The organism is Streptomyces sp. Edi2, from assembly GCF_040253635.1.
Classification (GTDB): domain Bacteria; phylum Actinomycetota; class Actinomycetes; order Streptomycetales; family Streptomycetaceae; genus Streptomyces.
Genome location: NZ_JBEJGX010000003.1, coordinates 8,196,300 through 8,211,475, shown reverse-complemented (window position 1 = coordinate 8,211,475; position 15,176 = coordinate 8,196,300). Strand labels below are relative to the sequence as shown.

At 72.2% G+C, this 15,176-nt stretch carries 14 protein-coding genes and 1 pseudogene; 13 read left to right on the top strand and 2 right to left on the bottom strand.

Annotated features, from left to right (window positions below; genetic code table 11):
- Positions 1-429 (top strand): VOC family protein, encoded by a 429-nt coding sequence (locus tag ABR737_RS39255; protein WP_350255924.1) that lies wholly within the window; start codon positions 1-3, stop codon positions 427-429.
- Positions 430-509: 80 nt separating this feature from the next.
- Here the strand turns inward: ABR737_RS39255 and ABR737_RS39250 are convergent.
- A pseudogene (locus ABR737_RS39250) lies at positions 510-882 on the bottom strand (IS5/IS1182 family transposase); the annotation flags it as partial.
- A 52-nt stretch (positions 883-934) separates the two neighbouring features.
- On the opposite strand from ABR737_RS39250, the gene ABR737_RS39245 reads away from it, so the two are divergent.
- Positions 935-1,630 carry an alpha/beta hydrolase gene (locus ABR737_RS39245; RefSeq protein ID WP_350255923.1) on the top strand — a complete coding sequence of 232 codons (696 nt, stop codon included), beginning with the start codon at positions 935-937 and terminating at the stop codon, positions 1,628-1,630.
- A 43-nt stretch (positions 1,631-1,673) separates the two neighbouring features.
- Positions 1,674-1,808 (top strand): hypothetical protein, encoded by a 135-nt coding sequence (locus ABR737_RS39240; RefSeq protein ID WP_350255922.1) that lies wholly within the window; start codon positions 1,674-1,676, stop codon positions 1,806-1,808.
- A 132-nt stretch (positions 1,809-1,940) separates the two neighbouring features.
- Here the strand turns inward: ABR737_RS39240 and ABR737_RS39235 are convergent, their stop codons facing one another.
- Entirely contained in the window at positions 1,941-3,434 is a 1,494-nt protein-coding gene (locus tag ABR737_RS39235) for an alpha/beta fold hydrolase (protein ID WP_350255921.1), read from the bottom strand.
- Between the two features lie 139 nt (positions 3,435-3,573).
- On the opposite strand from ABR737_RS39235, the gene ABR737_RS39230 reads away from it, so the two are divergent.
- The 10 genes from ABR737_RS39230 to ABR737_RS39185 are packed head-to-tail and all read left to right on the top strand — an operon-like array spanning position 3,574 to position 15,068.
- Positions 3,574-4,830: an ATP-grasp domain-containing protein gene (locus tag ABR737_RS39230; RefSeq protein WP_350255920.1), complete on the top strand. Its 1,257-nt coding sequence runs from the start codon at positions 3,574-3,576 to the stop codon at positions 4,828-4,830.
- The gene (locus ABR737_RS39225; protein ID WP_350255919.1) at positions 4,827-5,675 is read left to right on the top strand and encodes a Rossmann-like domain-containing protein; all 849 of its coding nucleotides are present in this window, start codon (positions 4,827-4,829) and stop codon (positions 5,673-5,675) included. The genes ABR737_RS39230 and ABR737_RS39225 overlap by 4 nt, the downstream gene beginning before the upstream one ends.
- On the top strand, positions 5,672-6,766 hold the full coding sequence (locus ABR737_RS39220; protein ID WP_350255918.1) for a PLP-dependent cysteine synthase family protein: 1,095 nt from the start codon (positions 5,672-5,674) through the stop codon (positions 6,764-6,766). The genes ABR737_RS39225 and ABR737_RS39220 overlap by 4 nt, the downstream gene beginning before the upstream one ends.
- Positions 6,763-7,827: a dipeptide epimerase gene (locus tag ABR737_RS39215; protein ID WP_350255917.1), complete on the top strand. Its 1,065-nt coding sequence runs from the start codon at positions 6,763-6,765 to the stop codon at positions 7,825-7,827. Before ABR737_RS39220 ends, ABR737_RS39215 begins: the two co-directional genes overlap by 4 nt.
- Positions 7,811-9,070 (top strand): MFS transporter, encoded by a 1,260-nt coding sequence (locus tag ABR737_RS39210; RefSeq protein ID WP_350255916.1) that lies wholly within the window; start codon positions 7,811-7,813, stop codon positions 9,068-9,070. The genes ABR737_RS39215 and ABR737_RS39210 overlap by 17 nt, the downstream gene beginning before the upstream one ends.
- A 13-nt stretch (positions 9,071-9,083) precedes the next feature.
- Positions 9,084-9,899 (top strand): class I SAM-dependent methyltransferase, encoded by an 816-nt coding sequence (locus ABR737_RS39205; RefSeq protein WP_350255915.1) that lies wholly within the window; start codon positions 9,084-9,086, stop codon positions 9,897-9,899.
- A gap of 34 nt (positions 9,900-9,933) precedes the next feature.
- Positions 9,934-11,505 carry an ABC transporter substrate-binding protein gene (locus ABR737_RS39200; protein WP_350255914.1) on the top strand — a complete coding sequence of 524 codons (1,572 nt, stop codon included), beginning with the start codon at positions 9,934-9,936 and terminating at the stop codon, positions 11,503-11,505.
- On the top strand, positions 11,502-12,455 hold the full coding sequence (locus ABR737_RS39195; RefSeq protein WP_350255913.1) for an ABC transporter permease: 954 nt from the start codon (positions 11,502-11,504) through the stop codon (positions 12,453-12,455). Before ABR737_RS39200 ends, ABR737_RS39195 begins: the two co-directional genes overlap by 4 nt.
- Positions 12,452-13,390, top strand: coding sequence for an ABC transporter permease (locus tag ABR737_RS39190; RefSeq protein WP_350255912.1), 939 nt, complete (start codon positions 12,452-12,454; stop codon positions 13,388-13,390). Before ABR737_RS39195 ends, ABR737_RS39190 begins: the two co-directional genes overlap by 4 nt.
- A 58-nt stretch (positions 13,391-13,448) precedes the next feature.
- Positions 13,449-15,068, top strand: a complete 1,620-nt coding sequence (locus tag ABR737_RS39185; protein WP_350257099.1) for an ABC transporter ATP-binding protein — start codon at positions 13,449-13,451, stop codon at positions 15,066-15,068.
- Positions 15,069-15,176 lie beyond the last annotated feature (108 nt).

Below are 15,176 nucleotides of genomic sequence, written 5' to 3'. Positions count from 1 at the left end.
ATGCCAGCGATCAAGAAGTTCCAAGTCACCTTCGACTGCGCAGAACCTGAGCGCCTCGCTCGTTTCTGGTGCGAGGTGTTGGGGTACGTCGTGCCGCCGCCACCGGAGGGGTTTGCCACCTGGGACGAATTCAAGTGCGCGCAGCCACCTGAGCAGCGGGATTCATGGTTCGCCTGCAGTGATCCCTCTGGTGTGGGCCCGCGACTGTATTTCCAGCGCGTCCCCGAAGGGAAGAGAGCCAAGAACCGGGTGCATCTTGATGTGCGGGTCGGCACCGGACTCGTCGGGCCGGAGCGACTGGCCGCACTTGAGGCCGAATGCGCACGGCTGATCCCGCTCGGCGCGGTACACGTGCAAACGCTGTATGACGGCGATGATTCGTGCATCCCGATGCTGGACATCGAGGGCAACGAGTTCTGTATCGACTGAGCATTCTCCGAGCCGGAGGGGTGGGAGCTGGGGGAGCCTCCTCCCTTGGACCTCTCTGGCCCGGTATGGGACGGGAGATATCCCGTGAGGGCGAGGTGGTACAGCCGGGTCATGCCGAGCATGGCGCGTGAACGCCGTCGCCTTCAGACGGCAAGCGCGAAGGGTCTTCCAGGCCTACATCCGCGCCAAGACGTACTCGACACGGGCCCGAACCCTTGCGGTGAGAGGTGTTGTGCGCCTCCTTCCGAGCCGGCAGTGCGGTCTGGCCGCATTCACGGCAGTGTGCGGGATGAGCAGGCTGGTGCCCCGGTAACCGCCGTCCGCGATGACCGCGGCCCGGCCGACGGCGGCCTTCGCACCAGAAAGGAGGGCGCCGTCGACGATCAACACGGCGTCCTTACGAAATCGCTGACGGGGCGGAAGTGCGAGCGACGGTCCGAGGCGGCCGACGACCGGAACATCTAGGGTCCTCGGTAGCTGATCGGATCCGGACCAGGAGGTCGTCATGAGAGTCGTTTTCGTGCATGGGGCATGCGTCAAGGACGGATCGTGGTGGTGGCACCACACCGCTGAGCTGCTGGCCGAGCGGAACGTCGCCTGCGAGGCGCCCGCCCTGCCGAGTTGCGGCGAGACGGGTGAGCCGACAAGCGCGCAAGGCCCGGGGCTGGCGGAGGACGTCGCCGCGGTCCGCGGGGTGCTGACGGCGAGCGACGAGCCGACCGTCGTGGTCGCCCACAGCTACGGCGGCATCGTCACCGCAGAGGCAGCGGCAGGCGTCGAGGCTGTGCGCCATCTGTTGCTCGTGTCCAGCTACCTGCCCGAGGCCGGGCAGAGCCTCTCCTCGTTCGGCGGCCAGGAGCCCGCCCCGTTCCTCGACATCGATCCCGAGGGTGGCACGTTCACCGTCCGGCCGGACGCCCTGGCCGAGACATTCCTCCAAGACTGCGGTCCGGAGATCCAGCGACAGGCCATGGACAAGACGGCCCGGCAGAGCCTGACGGTCCTCGAGCAGCCGGTGCAGTCCGCGGCCTGGCAGCACGTGGCCGCGACGTACCTCGTCTGCGCACAGGACCGCGGCACCCCCGCCGAGCTCCAACGCGAGTTCGCCCGCCGGGCCGGCAGCGTCGTGGAACTGGACGCCGGCCACCACCCGTTCCTGTCCCAGCCGGCCGCCGTCCGCGACCTCGTGCTGAGCTTGTGACAGCGACCGGCGACCACACCGTGGACATCGGCCGGCGCGCGCCATGGTGCGCATCGCCTCCGGCTTCGCCGCCACCACTCCCGGCTACAGCTACGGCCACGTCCACGGCAGCACCTACCTGATCTCCCTGCACGCCACGTCAGGGCAGAAGGCGCCAAAGCCTCCGGGCGGAGCATGACCAAGGAGATCTTCGGCGCCCGCACCACCGGCGAGCACGGGCCTGGCGTCGACGCGGTGCACTTCGAAGTCCCCAGGCCGCAGCCCGCCGGCCTCGGTCGGCGATCAGAATGCCCCGCCCGCCCTTGAACCGTCAGGACACCGCCGGCAGCCCGGGGCCTTCGCAGCGCACGTCCGCCTCCGGCGTCCTGCCGCCGACGAGATACGCCGCCGCGGCGTGGTCCACGCAGGCGTTGCCGCGGCTGGCGAACACGCCGTGGGAGAAGTCGTTGTCGAGGGTCAGCAGGCGCGAGCCGGGGAGCAGGCGCTGCAGCTGGTGTGCTCCCTCGATGGGGGTGACGGGGTCGTGGGCCGAGGCCACCAGCAAGGCCGGTGGCGCGTCGCGGCTGCCGAGCGGGGTGCGGCGGGCGGGGTGGTGCTGCCAGTAGGCGCAGGTGGAGGCTTCCATGCCGGTCAGTACCGGCTGGGGGTCGAGACTGCGGGTGTGGCGGAGGTCCGCGATGATCCGCCGCGGTGCGGGGGCGGGGCCGTCGGCGCACTTGACGATGCGGTTGGCGGCCTCGTAGTTGCGTGAGTCCGGGCCGTCGAAGGCGCTGTCGGGCCGGAGGCCGTCGACGACGCCGTCGTCCAGATACGCGCGCAGTCCGTCGGCGAGGCCGGACCAGCGTTCCGTGCGGCCCAGCGCACGGTAGACGGCGCGGTCGAACTCCGCGGGGCCGAAGCCGTTCACCGGGCGGGCGGCGAGCTCTTCGCGCACGCGCAGGTAGGCCCGGCGGGTCCGGTGCGCGTCGCCGCCCAGCCGGAAGTGCTCGTGGTGATCGGCGGCCCAGGCGAAGAACCGGTCCCGCTGCCGCAGGAGCGCGCGGCTCTGCACGACGTCGAAGTCGTACCAGTCCCAAGGCCCGACCACGCTGTCGAGGACCATGCGCCCGGTGCGGTGCGGGAAGCGTGCCGCATAGGCGGCGCCGAGATAGGTGCCGTAGGAGACGCCGAGGAAGTTCGTCTTCCGCTCGCCGAGCGCGACGCGTATCGCGTCCATGTCCCGCACGGTCTGTTCCGTGGAGAGGTACGGCAGCGCGTGCTTCGCGCCCGCTGCGCAGTCGTCGGCCATGTTCCGGAGCGAGGTCAGGTACGTCCGCTCGGTGGCGGGGGCGACCGGTACGGGGTCCGCGCCCGGGGCGGCGAAGAGGCCGCCCATGGTGCCGCAGTCGGCGGGAGCGCTCCGTCCGACGCCGCGCGGGTCAAAGCCGATGACGTCGTACGAACGCCGCACGCCCGCCGGGAGTTTGGCCCGCTTCGTGACCGCGTACGGCAGCCCGGAGCCGCCCGGGCCGCCGGGGTTGACCAGCAGGGCACCGCGCCGTTCGGCAGGGGTGCCCGAGGCGCGCACCCGGGAGAGGGACAGTTCGATGTGCTGTCCCTGGGGCCGGTCCCAGTCCAGCGGCACGCTCAGCCGGGCGCACTCGACGTGCTCCGGCGCCGGCGGAGCGGGAACGGAGTCGGGACAGGCGCCGAAGCGGAGTGCGGCCGGGGGTGCCGCTGCCTGGGCTGGTACGGCGGGGAGCGGGGTGAGGACGAGGGCTGCCAGCGCGCACAGGTGGGCCGTGCGGCGTGCGGGAGGAATCACGGGGTGTCTCCAGCGAGGTGCATCGAACATGACAATGAAAATGATTATCGATATCGTCTCTCCTGGCAACACCGTCCGCCCCCAGAGGGGCGCCGTCGGGCTGCCCCGATACCTGCACATCAGCCTGGGAAGGGAAGTTGTGGCTCATCTACTGGTGGTCGAGAGCTGGGTCGGATCGATGAGCAGGCTGCTGCCACGGGCGATCAGGGAGAGCGGGCACGAGTTCACCTTCCTCACCCGTGACCTGCACCACTACCTGCGCTCCGCCCCCGAGGGCACGGCGCACCCGCTCCTCGCCGCCCGCCATGTGATCACCGCGGACACCAACGACACCGCGACGCTGATTCCCCTGGTGGAGCGGCTGCACGCGGCCCTGGGGTTCGACGGCGTGGTCACGTCCTGCGACTACTACCTGCCGGCCGTGGCGCGGATCGCCGGCCACCTGGGCCTGCCCGGCCCGAGCCCCGAGGCTGTCGAGAACGCCTGCCGCAAGGACGCCACCCGCCGCGTCCTCGCCGACGCCGGGCTGCCCGGTCCGCGCTTCGCCGTCCACGAGGAGTGGGCCGACCTCGCGGGCGCCGCGCGGGAGATCGGCTATCCGCTGGTCGTCAAACCCATCGACCTGTGCGCGGGCATGTATGTACGACGAGTGGATGATGAATCCCAACTTGCCTCTGTGGTACGCGACTTGGCCGACTTTCCGGTCAATGCACGCGGGCAGCGGCGGGCGCCCGTGGTGCTGCTGGAGGAGATGCTGGACGGCCCCGAGGTGAGCGTCGAGACCGTCTCGCACGCGGGCGCGGTCCATGTGGTCGGTGTGACCGACAAGAGCATCGGCGGGGCGCCGGCCTTCATCGAGACCGGCCACATGTTCCCCGCGGCGCTGTCCGCCGCGGACGCGGAGGCCGCCGAGCGGACCGCGCTGGCGGCACTCACGGCGCTCGGCCTGACCGACGGGGTCGTGGCGCACACCGAGATCAAGCTGACCTCCGGCGGCCCGCGCGTGGTCGAGGTCAATCCGCGCCCCGCGGGGAACCGGATCACCGAGCTCATCCGCCACGTGATGGGTATCGATCTGGCCGCGGCCTTCGTGGACGTCGCGCTGGGCCGCGCCCCCGACCTCCGGCGTACCGACACCGGGGTGCGCAGCGCCGCCATCGGCTTCCTCGTACCGCACACCGCCGGCACCCTCGTATCCCTGGAGGCCGGCCCGCTACGGGACGCACCGGACGTGCTGGAGGTCCAGCTCGCCGAGCCCGGCCGTCAGGTCAAGGCGGCGGGCAGCAACAACGCGTACCTGGGGCACGTCATGGCGGGCGCCCCGGAGGGCACCGGCGCCCGCGACCGGGTCGAGGACCTGCTCGCCGAACTGCGGTCCGGGCTGGTGATCCGATGACCTCCGCCGCCGCGGCGTCCGTCCGCGGGACGACGTACGACGAGCTCATACGGCGCACCCTGGCCGGCGAGCTGGGCCGGGATCCCGCCGGTCAGCGGATCGAGGTGGCCTTCACCACGCGGCAGGCCGTACGGCACGCCGGGCGCGGCACCGGGTACCGCAACGAAGTGCTCAGTCTGCGGCTGGGTGGGGCCGTCGGCTCGTGCGCGGTCGAGCCCGGTGCGCTGTCCGACGACGCGGTCGAGGAGTGTGTGGGCGCCGACGTGGCGCGGCTGCTGGAGCATCCGCTGCCGCCGGTACGGGTCGCGGCACTCGATGCCTATCTGATGCACACCGCCCCGCACACTCCGGACCACGGAGCCTGGCCGGTGCCGTTGCCGGCCGGGACGTCACTGGAGAAGTCCCGGGCTCGGGCCGGGGCCGTCGTCGAGCTCGTCGACCTGCCACCGGGTGCGGTCGTGCTCGTGGTCGGCGTCGTCAACTCCCTTCTGGAAGCGCTGCGTTCGCGGGGATTCAGTTATGTGCCGTGCGACCTCAAGGGCGGGACGACGGAGTGGGGCGAACCGGTCGTCACCGACGCGCTCGGCGCGGCCGGGCGGTGCGACGCGCTGCTGGTGTCCGGGATGACGCTGGGCAACGGGACCTTCGAGCCGCTGCGGGAGCACGCGCTGCGGCACGGCAAGCAGCTGGTGATGTTCGCCCAGACCGGTAGCGCGATCCTGCCGCGCTTCCTCGGCCACGGGGTGAGCGCGGTGTGCGCGGAGCCCTACCCGTTCTTCTGGCTGGACGGCGGCCCCGGCACCGTCCACCGCTACCGCGCGGACCGTCCCGGAGGTACCCCGTGACCGTGACAGACGCCGGGCCGGCCGTCGCCCGCCCGGAGCTGCTGACCCTGCTCGGCCGCACTCCGCTGGTGCGCATCACCACCGAGCTGGCGGGCCCGCACCCCGGTTTCTGGGCCAAGCTCGAAGGGCTCGGCGCGGGCGGTATGAAGGCGCGGGCCGCGGTGTCCATGCTGCTGGGCGCCCGCGAGCGCGGTGAACTGCGGCCCGGCGCCCCGGTGGTGGAGTCCACGTCCGGCACGCTCGGCATCGGGCTGGCCTTCGCCGGACAGGCCCTCGGCCACCCCGTCGTGCTGGTCGGCGACAGTGAATTGGAGCCCTCCATGCGGCAGTTGCTGCGTGCCCACGGGGTGCGCCTGGAACTCGTGGACCGGCCCGCTCCGGAAGGCGGCTGGCAGGCGGCCCGGCTCGCCCGGCTGCGGGAACTGCTCGCGGTGCTGCCCGGCGCCTACTGGCCCGACCAGTACAACAACCCCGACAACAACACCGGATACGCCTCCCTCGCCGCCGAACTCGCCGTGCAGCTGGACCACGCCGACGTCCTGGTGTGCAGCGTCGGTACCGGCGGACACAGCGCCGGGATCATCGCCCCGCTGCGCCGGCACTGGCCCGCCCTGCGGCTGATCGGCGTCGACGCCACCGGGTCGACGATCTTCGGCCAGCCGGCCCGCCCGAGGCTGATGCGCGGACTGGGCAGCAGCATCCACCCGCGCAACGTCGCCTACGACACCTTCGACGAAGTCCACTGGGTCGGCCCCGCCGAGGCGGTGGACAGCTGCCGCCGCCTGGCCCGCGGCAGCTTCGTCAGCGGCGGCTGGAGCACGGGGGCAGTGGCACGCGTCGCCGCATGGGCCTCCCGTGTGCACCCGGGCGCGGTGGTCGCGACCGTCTTTCCCGACGGACCGCACCGCTACCTCGGCACGGTCTTCGACGACGACTTCACCGCCGCGCACGGCCTGGCCCCGTCCACCGCGGCCGTCCGGCCCGTCGAGATCCCGCACCCCGGCGCGGCCGAGGCCGTCGGCTGGGCGCGGTGCACGCGCATCGCCGACCCGCTCCGGGCGGCCACACCCCCTTCGGAAAGGAATCCATGAAGTCCGGCTTGCGCACCGTACGCCTCGAACTCACCGAGCCGCTGCGCATCTCCCGCGCCACCCTGTCCGCCCGTGAGGCCGTGTGGCTCACCGTCGAACACGACGGTCTGCGCGGCCACGGAGAGGCGGTGACGAGCGTCTACTACGGGCTCGACGCCGCAACGCTCCGGCAACGCTTCTTCGCCGTCGGCACGGATCTCGCCCGCTTTCCCGATCCCGAGAGCGCCCTGGAGGCCCTGCGGACGGGCGAGTTGGCCGGGCCGCCGGACACTCCCCCGGCCGTGACCGCCACCGTGGACGCCGCGCTGCTCGACCTGGTCGGCAAGCGGGCGGACCGTCCCGTGCACCGGCTCCTCGGTACGCACGTAGCTCCGGTTGCCGCCACGGCCCGGACCATCGGCATCACCTCGCCCCTGCGCGCCGCCGCACAGGCCCGGTGCCTCGCCGCGAGCGGCTTCGAGGTGATCAAGGTCAAGGCGGGCACACCCGATCCCGAGGACGATGTGGAGCGCGTCCGCGTCATCCGCGACGCGGCGCCCGGGACGCGGCTGCTGCTCGATCCGAACGGCGCCTGGAGCACGGCACAGGCCACGGCCCTGCTGCCACGGTTCGCGGACCTGGGCGTCGAAGCCGTGGAACAGCCGCTTGCTCCGGGTGACCCCGACGCGCTGGGCGCCCTTGCCGAGAAGTCGCCCCTGCCGGTCATCGCCGACGAGGACGCCGTCGGCTTCGACGACGCCCAGCGGCTGGCCGGACGGGTCCAGGGCATCAACGTCAAGCTCGCCAAGTGCGGTGGCGTCCACGCGGCGCTGCGGATCGCCGAGTTGATCGACGGCAGCGGCACCGAGCTGATGCTCGGCTGCCTGACCGCCAGCAGTCTCGGCTTGGCGCCCGCCGTGCACCTCGCCGACCGCGCCCGCTGGGCCGACCTCGACGGACATCTGCTGCTCGCGCACGACCCGTGGACCGGGATCGGGGGCCAGGACGGCTGCGTACGCGCCGGTGCCCTGCCCGGGCTGGGCGTGGAGCTGCGGGAGGTGGGCCGTGAAGACGTGGCATGAGATGCGCCGCTTCCCGCTCGCGGTCCAGCTCCTGCTGGTCAACCAGCTCGGCGTCAACACCGGCTTCTACCTCCTCATCCCCTACCTCGCCACCCATCTCGACGAGAACCTGGGCCTCTCGGCGGCCGTCGTCGGAGTTGTCCTCGGCGTACGCAACCTCAGTCAGCAGGGCCTTTTCCTCATCGGCGGCTCCGCCTCCGACCGGCTCGGCGCGCGGGGCGTGATCATCGCCGGCTGTGCGCTGCGCACCGTCGGGTTCGCGCTGTTCGCCCTCGGCGACGGCCTGCCCCTGCTCCTCGCCGCTTCGGTACTCAGCGGCCTTGCCGGGGCACTGTTCAACCCGGCTGTGCGCGCCTACCTCGCCCAGGAGGCCGACGCCCGCAAGGCCGAGGCGTTCGCCCTGTTCAACATGTTCGCCACGACCGGCGCGCTGATCGGGCCGCTGCTGGGCAGCGCGCTGCTCCTGGTGGACTTCCGTACGTCCGCGCTGACCGCGGCCGGGATCTTCGCGGCCCTCACGGTCGCCCAGGCCCTGGTCCTCCCCGCCCGGCAGGTCAAGCCGAGTGAGGGCACCGTGCTGGCGGACTGGCGGGAAGTCCTGGGCAACCGGGCCTTCCTGGCCTTCGCCCTCGCCATGGTCGGCATGTTCACCCTGCAGAACCAGCTGTACCTGCTGCTGCCCGACGGGGCGCGACGCGCGACCGGCTGGGACGGCGCGGCGGGCCTCGTCTTCCTCGTCGGCACCGTGTCCAACCTCGCCCTCCAACTGCGCATCACCCGTGCACTCACCTCCCGTGGCAGCCGGGCCCGCTGGATCATCGTCGGCCTCTCCCTGATGGGCCTGGCGTTCCTGCCGCCGGCCCTGGTGGCGGACACCGGCTCCCCCGGTTGGCCCGACGCCGTGCCCGTCCTGCTCGGTGCCCTCCTGCTCTACCTCGGCGTGATGGTCGCCCAGCCCTTCGTGATGGAGCTGATCCCCGGCTTCGGCCGGCCCGAGCTGACCGGCACGTACTTCGGGATCTTCTACGTCGTCTCGGGCATCGCCGCCGCCGTCGGCAACACGGTCGTCGGCTGGGCCATGGACACCGGAGCACGGGACGACGCCGGCTGGCTGCCCTGGGTGTGCTGCTCACTGTTCGGACTCGCCTCCGCCCTGGGCGTGGTCTGGCTGCGGCGGCACGGCTCGCTGCCGGCGCCGCACAAACCGACACCGCAGAAACCCGCGGCAGCGGCGACGGCCTGAGGAAGGAACCGATATGACCTCCACGACGGCCACGACGGACGCCGCCCGCAACCTGCTCACCGACAACCCCGAGCTCTACGAGGCCCGCTTCCCCGACCCCGGCCGGCTCGCCGGACGCTGGACGGAGGACTGCCTGCGGCGGCACGGCGCCGGTCCGCGCCTCCTCGACATGGGCTGCGGCACCGGCCGCGACGCCGCCCATCTGCACGGCGCCGGCCGCAAGGTGACCGGAGCCGACCTGTCGGAGACGATGCTCGCCTACGCCCGTACGCACCACGCCGGGCCGGAGTACGTCCACGCCGACCTGCACCGATTCGACGTCGGCCGGGACGGGTTCGACGCGGTGGTCTGCCTGGACAGCGCCCTCCTGTACTGCCACACCAACGACCAGGTGGACGGGTTCCTGTCCTCCTGCCGCCGCGCGCTGGTCCCCGGCGGCCTGCTGGTCGCGGAGATGCGCAACGGCGCGTACTTCCTGGGCCGTACCGACCTGCTCGACGCGCCCACCGTCAGCCGGTTCACCTGGCAGGGCACCGCGTACCGCTCGACCACCACCCTCACCGTGGACCGCACGGCCCAGCTCCTGCGCCGTACGCGCACCTGGACCGCCGACGACGGATCAACGGCATGCGAGCAGCGCTCCGCCTGGCGGCTGCTGTTCCCCCAGGAGATGCGGCAGGTACTCGCCGCGCACGGCTTCGAGGTCCTCGAACTGCACGACGGCCCCGGACCGCGCACCGAACCCGCCTGGAGCGAGGGGCGACTGCCGGGCCGGACGGCCGACGCCGACCGCCTGCACCTCGTCGCGCGACTCGTCGCCCCCCGCTGACCCCGCCTCCCCACCACACCTCAAGGACACCTTCATGCACGACGAACGCTTCCCCGGCCTGCGCCGCCGTGGCTTCCTCGCCGCCACCGGAGCGGCCACGCTGGGCGCACTGGCCCTGACCGGCTGCGGCGGCCCCGGCGACAAGGGCCGGGACGACACGGGTGGCACGCCCCGGCGCGGCGGGCGGTTGCGCGCCGCCTTCGCGGGCGGTGGCGCAAGCGAGACCCTCGACCCGCACCTGGCCAACCTGTTCGCCGACGCCGCCCGCGCCAAGGCGCTCTTCGACAAGCTCGCCGACTACGGCGCCGACCTGTCCGCCCGGCCCCGCCTCGCCGAGAAGTGGGAGCCGAACAAGACCCTGGACCGCTGGCAGGTCACCCTGCGCAAGGCCACCTTCCACAACGGCAAGCCGATCACCGCCCAGGACGTCCTCTACAGCTACCGGCGCATCGCCGACCCGAAGAAGGCGTTCCGCGCCAAGGCGTCCCTGGAGCCCATCGACCTCGACGCCAGCCGTGCCACCGGCCGGCGGAGCATCGAGTTCGTGCTCAGGCGGCCGACCGCCGAATTCCCCAACGTCCTGGCGGCCTTCGGGGCGTACATCGTGCCCGAGCACGCCACCGACTTCGACAACAAGCCGGTCGGCTCCGGACCCTTCCGGTTCGTGTCCTTCGCGCCCGGCCGCTCGGCCGTCTTCCGCCGCTACGACGACTACTGGGACGGCGCCCCCCACCTCGACGAGCTCGAATTCGTCATCGCCAACGAGGAGTCCGCCCGCGTCAACGCACTCCTCGGCGGCCAGGTCGAGTACGCCCACGAGCTGAACCCCACCACCGCCCGTGCCCACGAGGGCAAGGGACAGATCGAGATCGTCCGGCTCCGCAACAGCGCCATGCAGGCGTTCTGCATGAAGACCGACCGGCCGCCCTTCGACGACAAGCGGGTGCGCCAGGCGTTCTTCCTCATCGCCGACCGCAAGGAACTCGTCGACGGCGCCCTGTCCGGCGCCGGGGAGATCGGCAACGACCTGTTCGGCAAGGGCTACGAGTACTACGCCGACGGCCTCCCGCAGCGCCACCAGGACCTCGACAGGGCCCGTGCCCTGCTCCAGCAGGCCGGCGCCGGGAAACTGAAGGTCACCCTGGACACCTCGGCCGTGGCCGCCGGGTTCACGGAGGCCGCCGGCATCTTCCGCGACCAGGCCGCGAAGGCGGGCGTCACCATCGACGTGAAGACGGGCAGCAAGGACACCTACTGGGGCGACACCCTCGACAACGGCACCCTGTGCTGCTACCGCTCCGGCGCCATGCCCCTCGACGCCCACATCTCCCAACGCCTCCTCACCGACTCCGCCACCAACGCCACCCGGTGGAAGCACAAGGACTTCGACGCGCTCTACCAACACGCACAGTCCACGCGTGACAAGACCGAACGGGCCGCCGTGTACGCGCGCATGCAACGCCGTCTGTACGCCGAAGGCGGCTTCCTCATCTGGGGCTTCGCGGACTGGATCCTAGGAACTTCCCCCAAAGTGAAGGGAGTTGAGGCGAAAGCACCCGCCAACACCCTTGACTGGGCCCGATTCGACAAGGTGTGGCTCGCGTGAGCGGACTGCGCTCCTTCGCCGTCCGGCGGCTGCTCCTCGGCGTCGCACAGACCGTGGCCGTGGTGGTGTTGGTCTTCGCGTTCACCGAGGCACTGCCGGGCGACGCCGCCGTGGCGCTGGCCGGGGACCAGCCGGACCCCGCCCACATCGAGGCCATCCGGGAAGCGATGCACCTCGACCGGGCCGCCCCCGAGCGTCTGGCCGACTGGGTGACCGGCCTGCTCCACGGCGACCTCGGAACCTCGCTCACCTCCGGACGCCCGGTGAGCTCGTACGTCACCGGCGGCTTCGGCCCCACCCTGCTGCTGGCCGCACTCACCATGGCGCTGCTCGTCCCGATCGGCTTCGGCCTCGGCATGCTGGCCGCCCGCCACGCGGGAGGGCTGATCGACCGGCTGGTCAGCTCCGTGACCCTCGCCGTGTACGCGGTACCGGAGTTCGCTCTCGGAGTGCTGCTGGTGACCGTCCTGGCGCTCCGGCTGGGCTGGCTGCCGCCGACCGCCGTCGGCTACGGCACGGATCTGCTCGCCCATCCCGCCGCCCTGGTCCTGCCCGTGCTGGTCCTGCTCTCCCGCCCTGTCTGCTCGCTGGCCCGGCTGGTGCGCGCCGGCATGATCGACGCGCTCGCCTCCCCGTACGTGGCGCAGGCCCGCCGCTACGGCATCTCCGGGGCACGCCTCCACCTCACCCATGCCTTGCCGGGCGCCCTTCCCGCTGCCGCGCAGCAGCTCGCGCGCACCCTCGACTGGCTGCTGTGCGGTGTGATCGTCGTCGAAGCCCTCTACGCGATTCCTGGCCTGGGCACTGTCCTGCTCAATGCCGTCGCCGAGTGCGATGTGCCCGTCGTGCAGGGACTGGCCGTGCTGTTCGGCGTCCTGACCGTCGTGCTGAACCTCGGTGCCGATCTGGTCGCCCACCGGCTGGCGCCGCGGGCGGGGGTGGTCGCGTGAAGCCCTCGCGCACGGGCCGCTTCGCTCTCGGTGCGGCCGTCATCGCCGTACCCCTCGTGCTGGCCCTCCTGGGCCCGTTGGCCGCGGGCGACCCGGGCCCACGGGCCACGTCCTTCACCTTCGGCCATGGGCACTGGCTGGGCACCGACTTCGTGGGCCGGGACGTGTGGCAGCAGGTGTTGCACGGGGGCCGTCCGGTCGTGCTGACCGCCCTCGGCGCCACTGCCCTGACCTACCTGGTCGCTCTCCCGGTCGGCCTCCTCGGCGCGCTCACCCACCGCCGCTGGCTGGAAGAGATCCTGATGCGGCCGCTGGACGTGCTGCTCGCCGTGCCGTCGCTGCTGCTGATCCTGCTGGTGGCCTCCGTGTTCACTCCCGGCCCGGTCGGCCTCGCCCTGCTGGTTGCGCTGGTCAACGTGCCCGATGCGGCCCGGATGGTGCGTGCCGCCGCCGCGGAAGCCGCGGCCAGGCCCGCGGTGGAAGCGCTACGTATGCAGGGCGAGACATGGTGGCGCACAGCCGTCGGCTACGTCGGCCGCGCCATGCTGCGCACGCTGGCCGCCGACGCCGGAACCCGGCTGACGGGTGTGCTGTACCTCGTCGCCACCGCAGCGTTCCTCGGCGTCGGCGTCGCGCCGGACGCCCCCGACTGGGCAGTCATGATCGACCGCAACCGCGTCGGCCTGTTCGTCCAGCCATGGGCCGTGCTCGTCCCCGCGCTGCTGATCGTGACCCTGACGATGGGCACCAACCTGCTCGTCGACGCCGCGCTGGGTGACGGTGGCACACGTATCAGGGCTGGGGGCAAGGGCGCCAGAGACCGGGGGACGAGGGTCCGGGGCCCGGGGCAACAGGGCCCGGGGCACCCGACGCGAGCCACCGAGCACCGGGCACCACGCACCACGCACCACGCACCACGCACCGAAACACGATGACCAGGTTCCCGCGCAGCCGAGCAGAGAGTGACGTACGTCCGTGAACCACGAGAATGAGATGACGGACCGGACCGGCACGCCCGGCGCATCCCCGCATACCGGCGCCGCCGATCCCGTGGCCGAGGTCCGCGACCTGTGCGTCGTGGTCGGCGGGAGGGCGATCGTCGAGGGAGTGAGCCTGCGCGCCCTGCCCGGCAAGGTCACCGCCCTGGTGGGCGCCTCCGGCAGCGGCAAGACCACCACCGGCCTCGCCCTGCTCGGCGAGTACCCGTCGAGCGCCCGGGTGACCGGCGACATCCGCCTGGCCGCCGACGGCCTGGCCGGCTACATCCCGCAGCACCCGGCGGCCGTCCTCAACCCCGCCCGCCGGATCGCCGCCCTCCTGACCGACATCGCCCGTACACAGGTACGCCACCTCCCCCGTGCCGAACGCCGAGCAGCGGCCCGCGAACGCATCCTGCAGGCCCTCGTCGATGCCCAACTCGCGGACACCGAGCCCCTGTTGCGACGCTACCCCCACCAGCTCTCCGGCGGCCAGCAGCAACGCGTCGTCCTCGCCCAGGCGCTCCTGCTCGGCGCACGCGTCATCGTCGCCGACGAGCCCACCACCGGCCAGGACGCCCTGACCAAGCACCGCATCGTGGAACAGCTCACGACGGTGGCGGCACAAGGCATCGCCGTGGTCCTCCTCAGCCACGACCTGGACGTCGTACGTGCCCTCGCCGACGAGGTGATCGTCATGCGAGCGGGCCGGGTCGTGGAGTCGGGCCCGGCAGAGCGCCTGTGGCTCGCTCCCCGGCACGAGTGGACCCGCCAACTACTGGCCGACCAGCCCTCGTTCGACGACTACCCCACCCCAGCAGAGATCGCTGCTCCGGCGAAGAACGCTCCGCGAGAGGCCGTCCTGCGCGTACGCGACCTCACCGCCCGCCACGGCAACGGCACACGCGGCACGACCGTGGTCCTGCAGGCCCCCGAGCTCAACCTCCGTCCGGGCGAATGCCTGGCCGTCGTCGGCCGCTCCGGCAGCGGCAAGACCACTCTTGCGCGCTGCCTGGCCGGCCTGCACCGGGCGCACGACGGAGAGATGCTTCTCGACGGCGTCCCCTTGCCGCGCAGCCTGCGCCACCGCAGCCGAGCACAGCTGGCGGCCGTGCAGTACGTCTTCCAGGACGCGCGCGCCGCCTTCGACGAACACCGCAGCGTCCTCGACCAGGTCGCGCGCACCGCCATACGTCTGCGCACCACCGACCACCACACCGCACGGGCCGAGGCCCTGGCCGCGCTCACCGGCCTCGGCCTCCCCGAACAGCTCACCGGTCGACGCCCCGGTCAGCTGTCCGGCGGTGAACTCCAGCGCGCCGCCCTCGCCCGCGCCCTGCTCGCCCACCCCCGCGTCCTCATCTGCGACGAGATCACCTCCGGCCTGGACACGGTCACCCGCCGCAGCATCCTCGACACCCTCACGACCCTTCTCGGCACCCGCGAAGACCTCTCCCTCATCCTGATCACCCACGACCTGCACACCGCGGCCCTGGCCCACCACATCGCCGTCCTCGACGCCGGAAAAGTAGTCGAACAGGGCCCGTCCCCACAGCTCCTCACCAAGCCGGAACACCCCTTCACCCTCTCCCTCATGGCAACGACAAATCGCCCGGGGGCGCGGACGGCCCCCTGACCCGCCCCTCAAGAGACAACGATCCACGCACACCGCTCCCCGCACTGGCGCGAGCGGTGAGGCATTCCCCGTCGCGGTGGCCGATGCCGGGGCCTTCTGCTCGTCGGT

Coding starts and splice junctions, on each gene's coding strand:
- ABR737_RS39255 (WP_350255924.1), top strand. CDS start 1: ATGCCAGCGATCAAGAAGTTCCAAGTCACCTTCGACTGCGCAGAACCT.
- ABR737_RS39245 (WP_350255923.1), top strand. CDS start 935: ATGAGAGTCGTTTTCGTGCATGGGGCATGCGTCAAGGACGGATCGTGG.
- ABR737_RS39240 (WP_350255922.1), top strand. CDS start 1,674: ATGGTGCGCATCGCCTCCGGCTTCGCCGCCACCACTCCCGGCTACAGC.
- ABR737_RS39225 (WP_350255919.1), top strand. CDS start 4,827: ATGACCTCCGCCGCCGCGGCGTCCGTCCGCGGGACGACGTACGACGAG.
- ABR737_RS39215 (WP_350255917.1), top strand. CDS start 6,763: ATGAAGTCCGGCTTGCGCACCGTACGCCTCGAACTCACCGAGCCGCTG.
- ABR737_RS39205 (WP_350255915.1), top strand. CDS start 9,084: ATGACCTCCACGACGGCCACGACGGACGCCGCCCGCAACCTGCTCACC.
- ABR737_RS39200 (WP_350255914.1), top strand. CDS start 9,934: ATGCACGACGAACGCTTCCCCGGCCTGCGCCGCCGTGGCTTCCTCGCC.
- ABR737_RS39185 (WP_350257099.1), top strand. CDS start 13,449: ATGACGGACCGGACCGGCACGCCCGGCGCATCCCCGCATACCGGCGCC.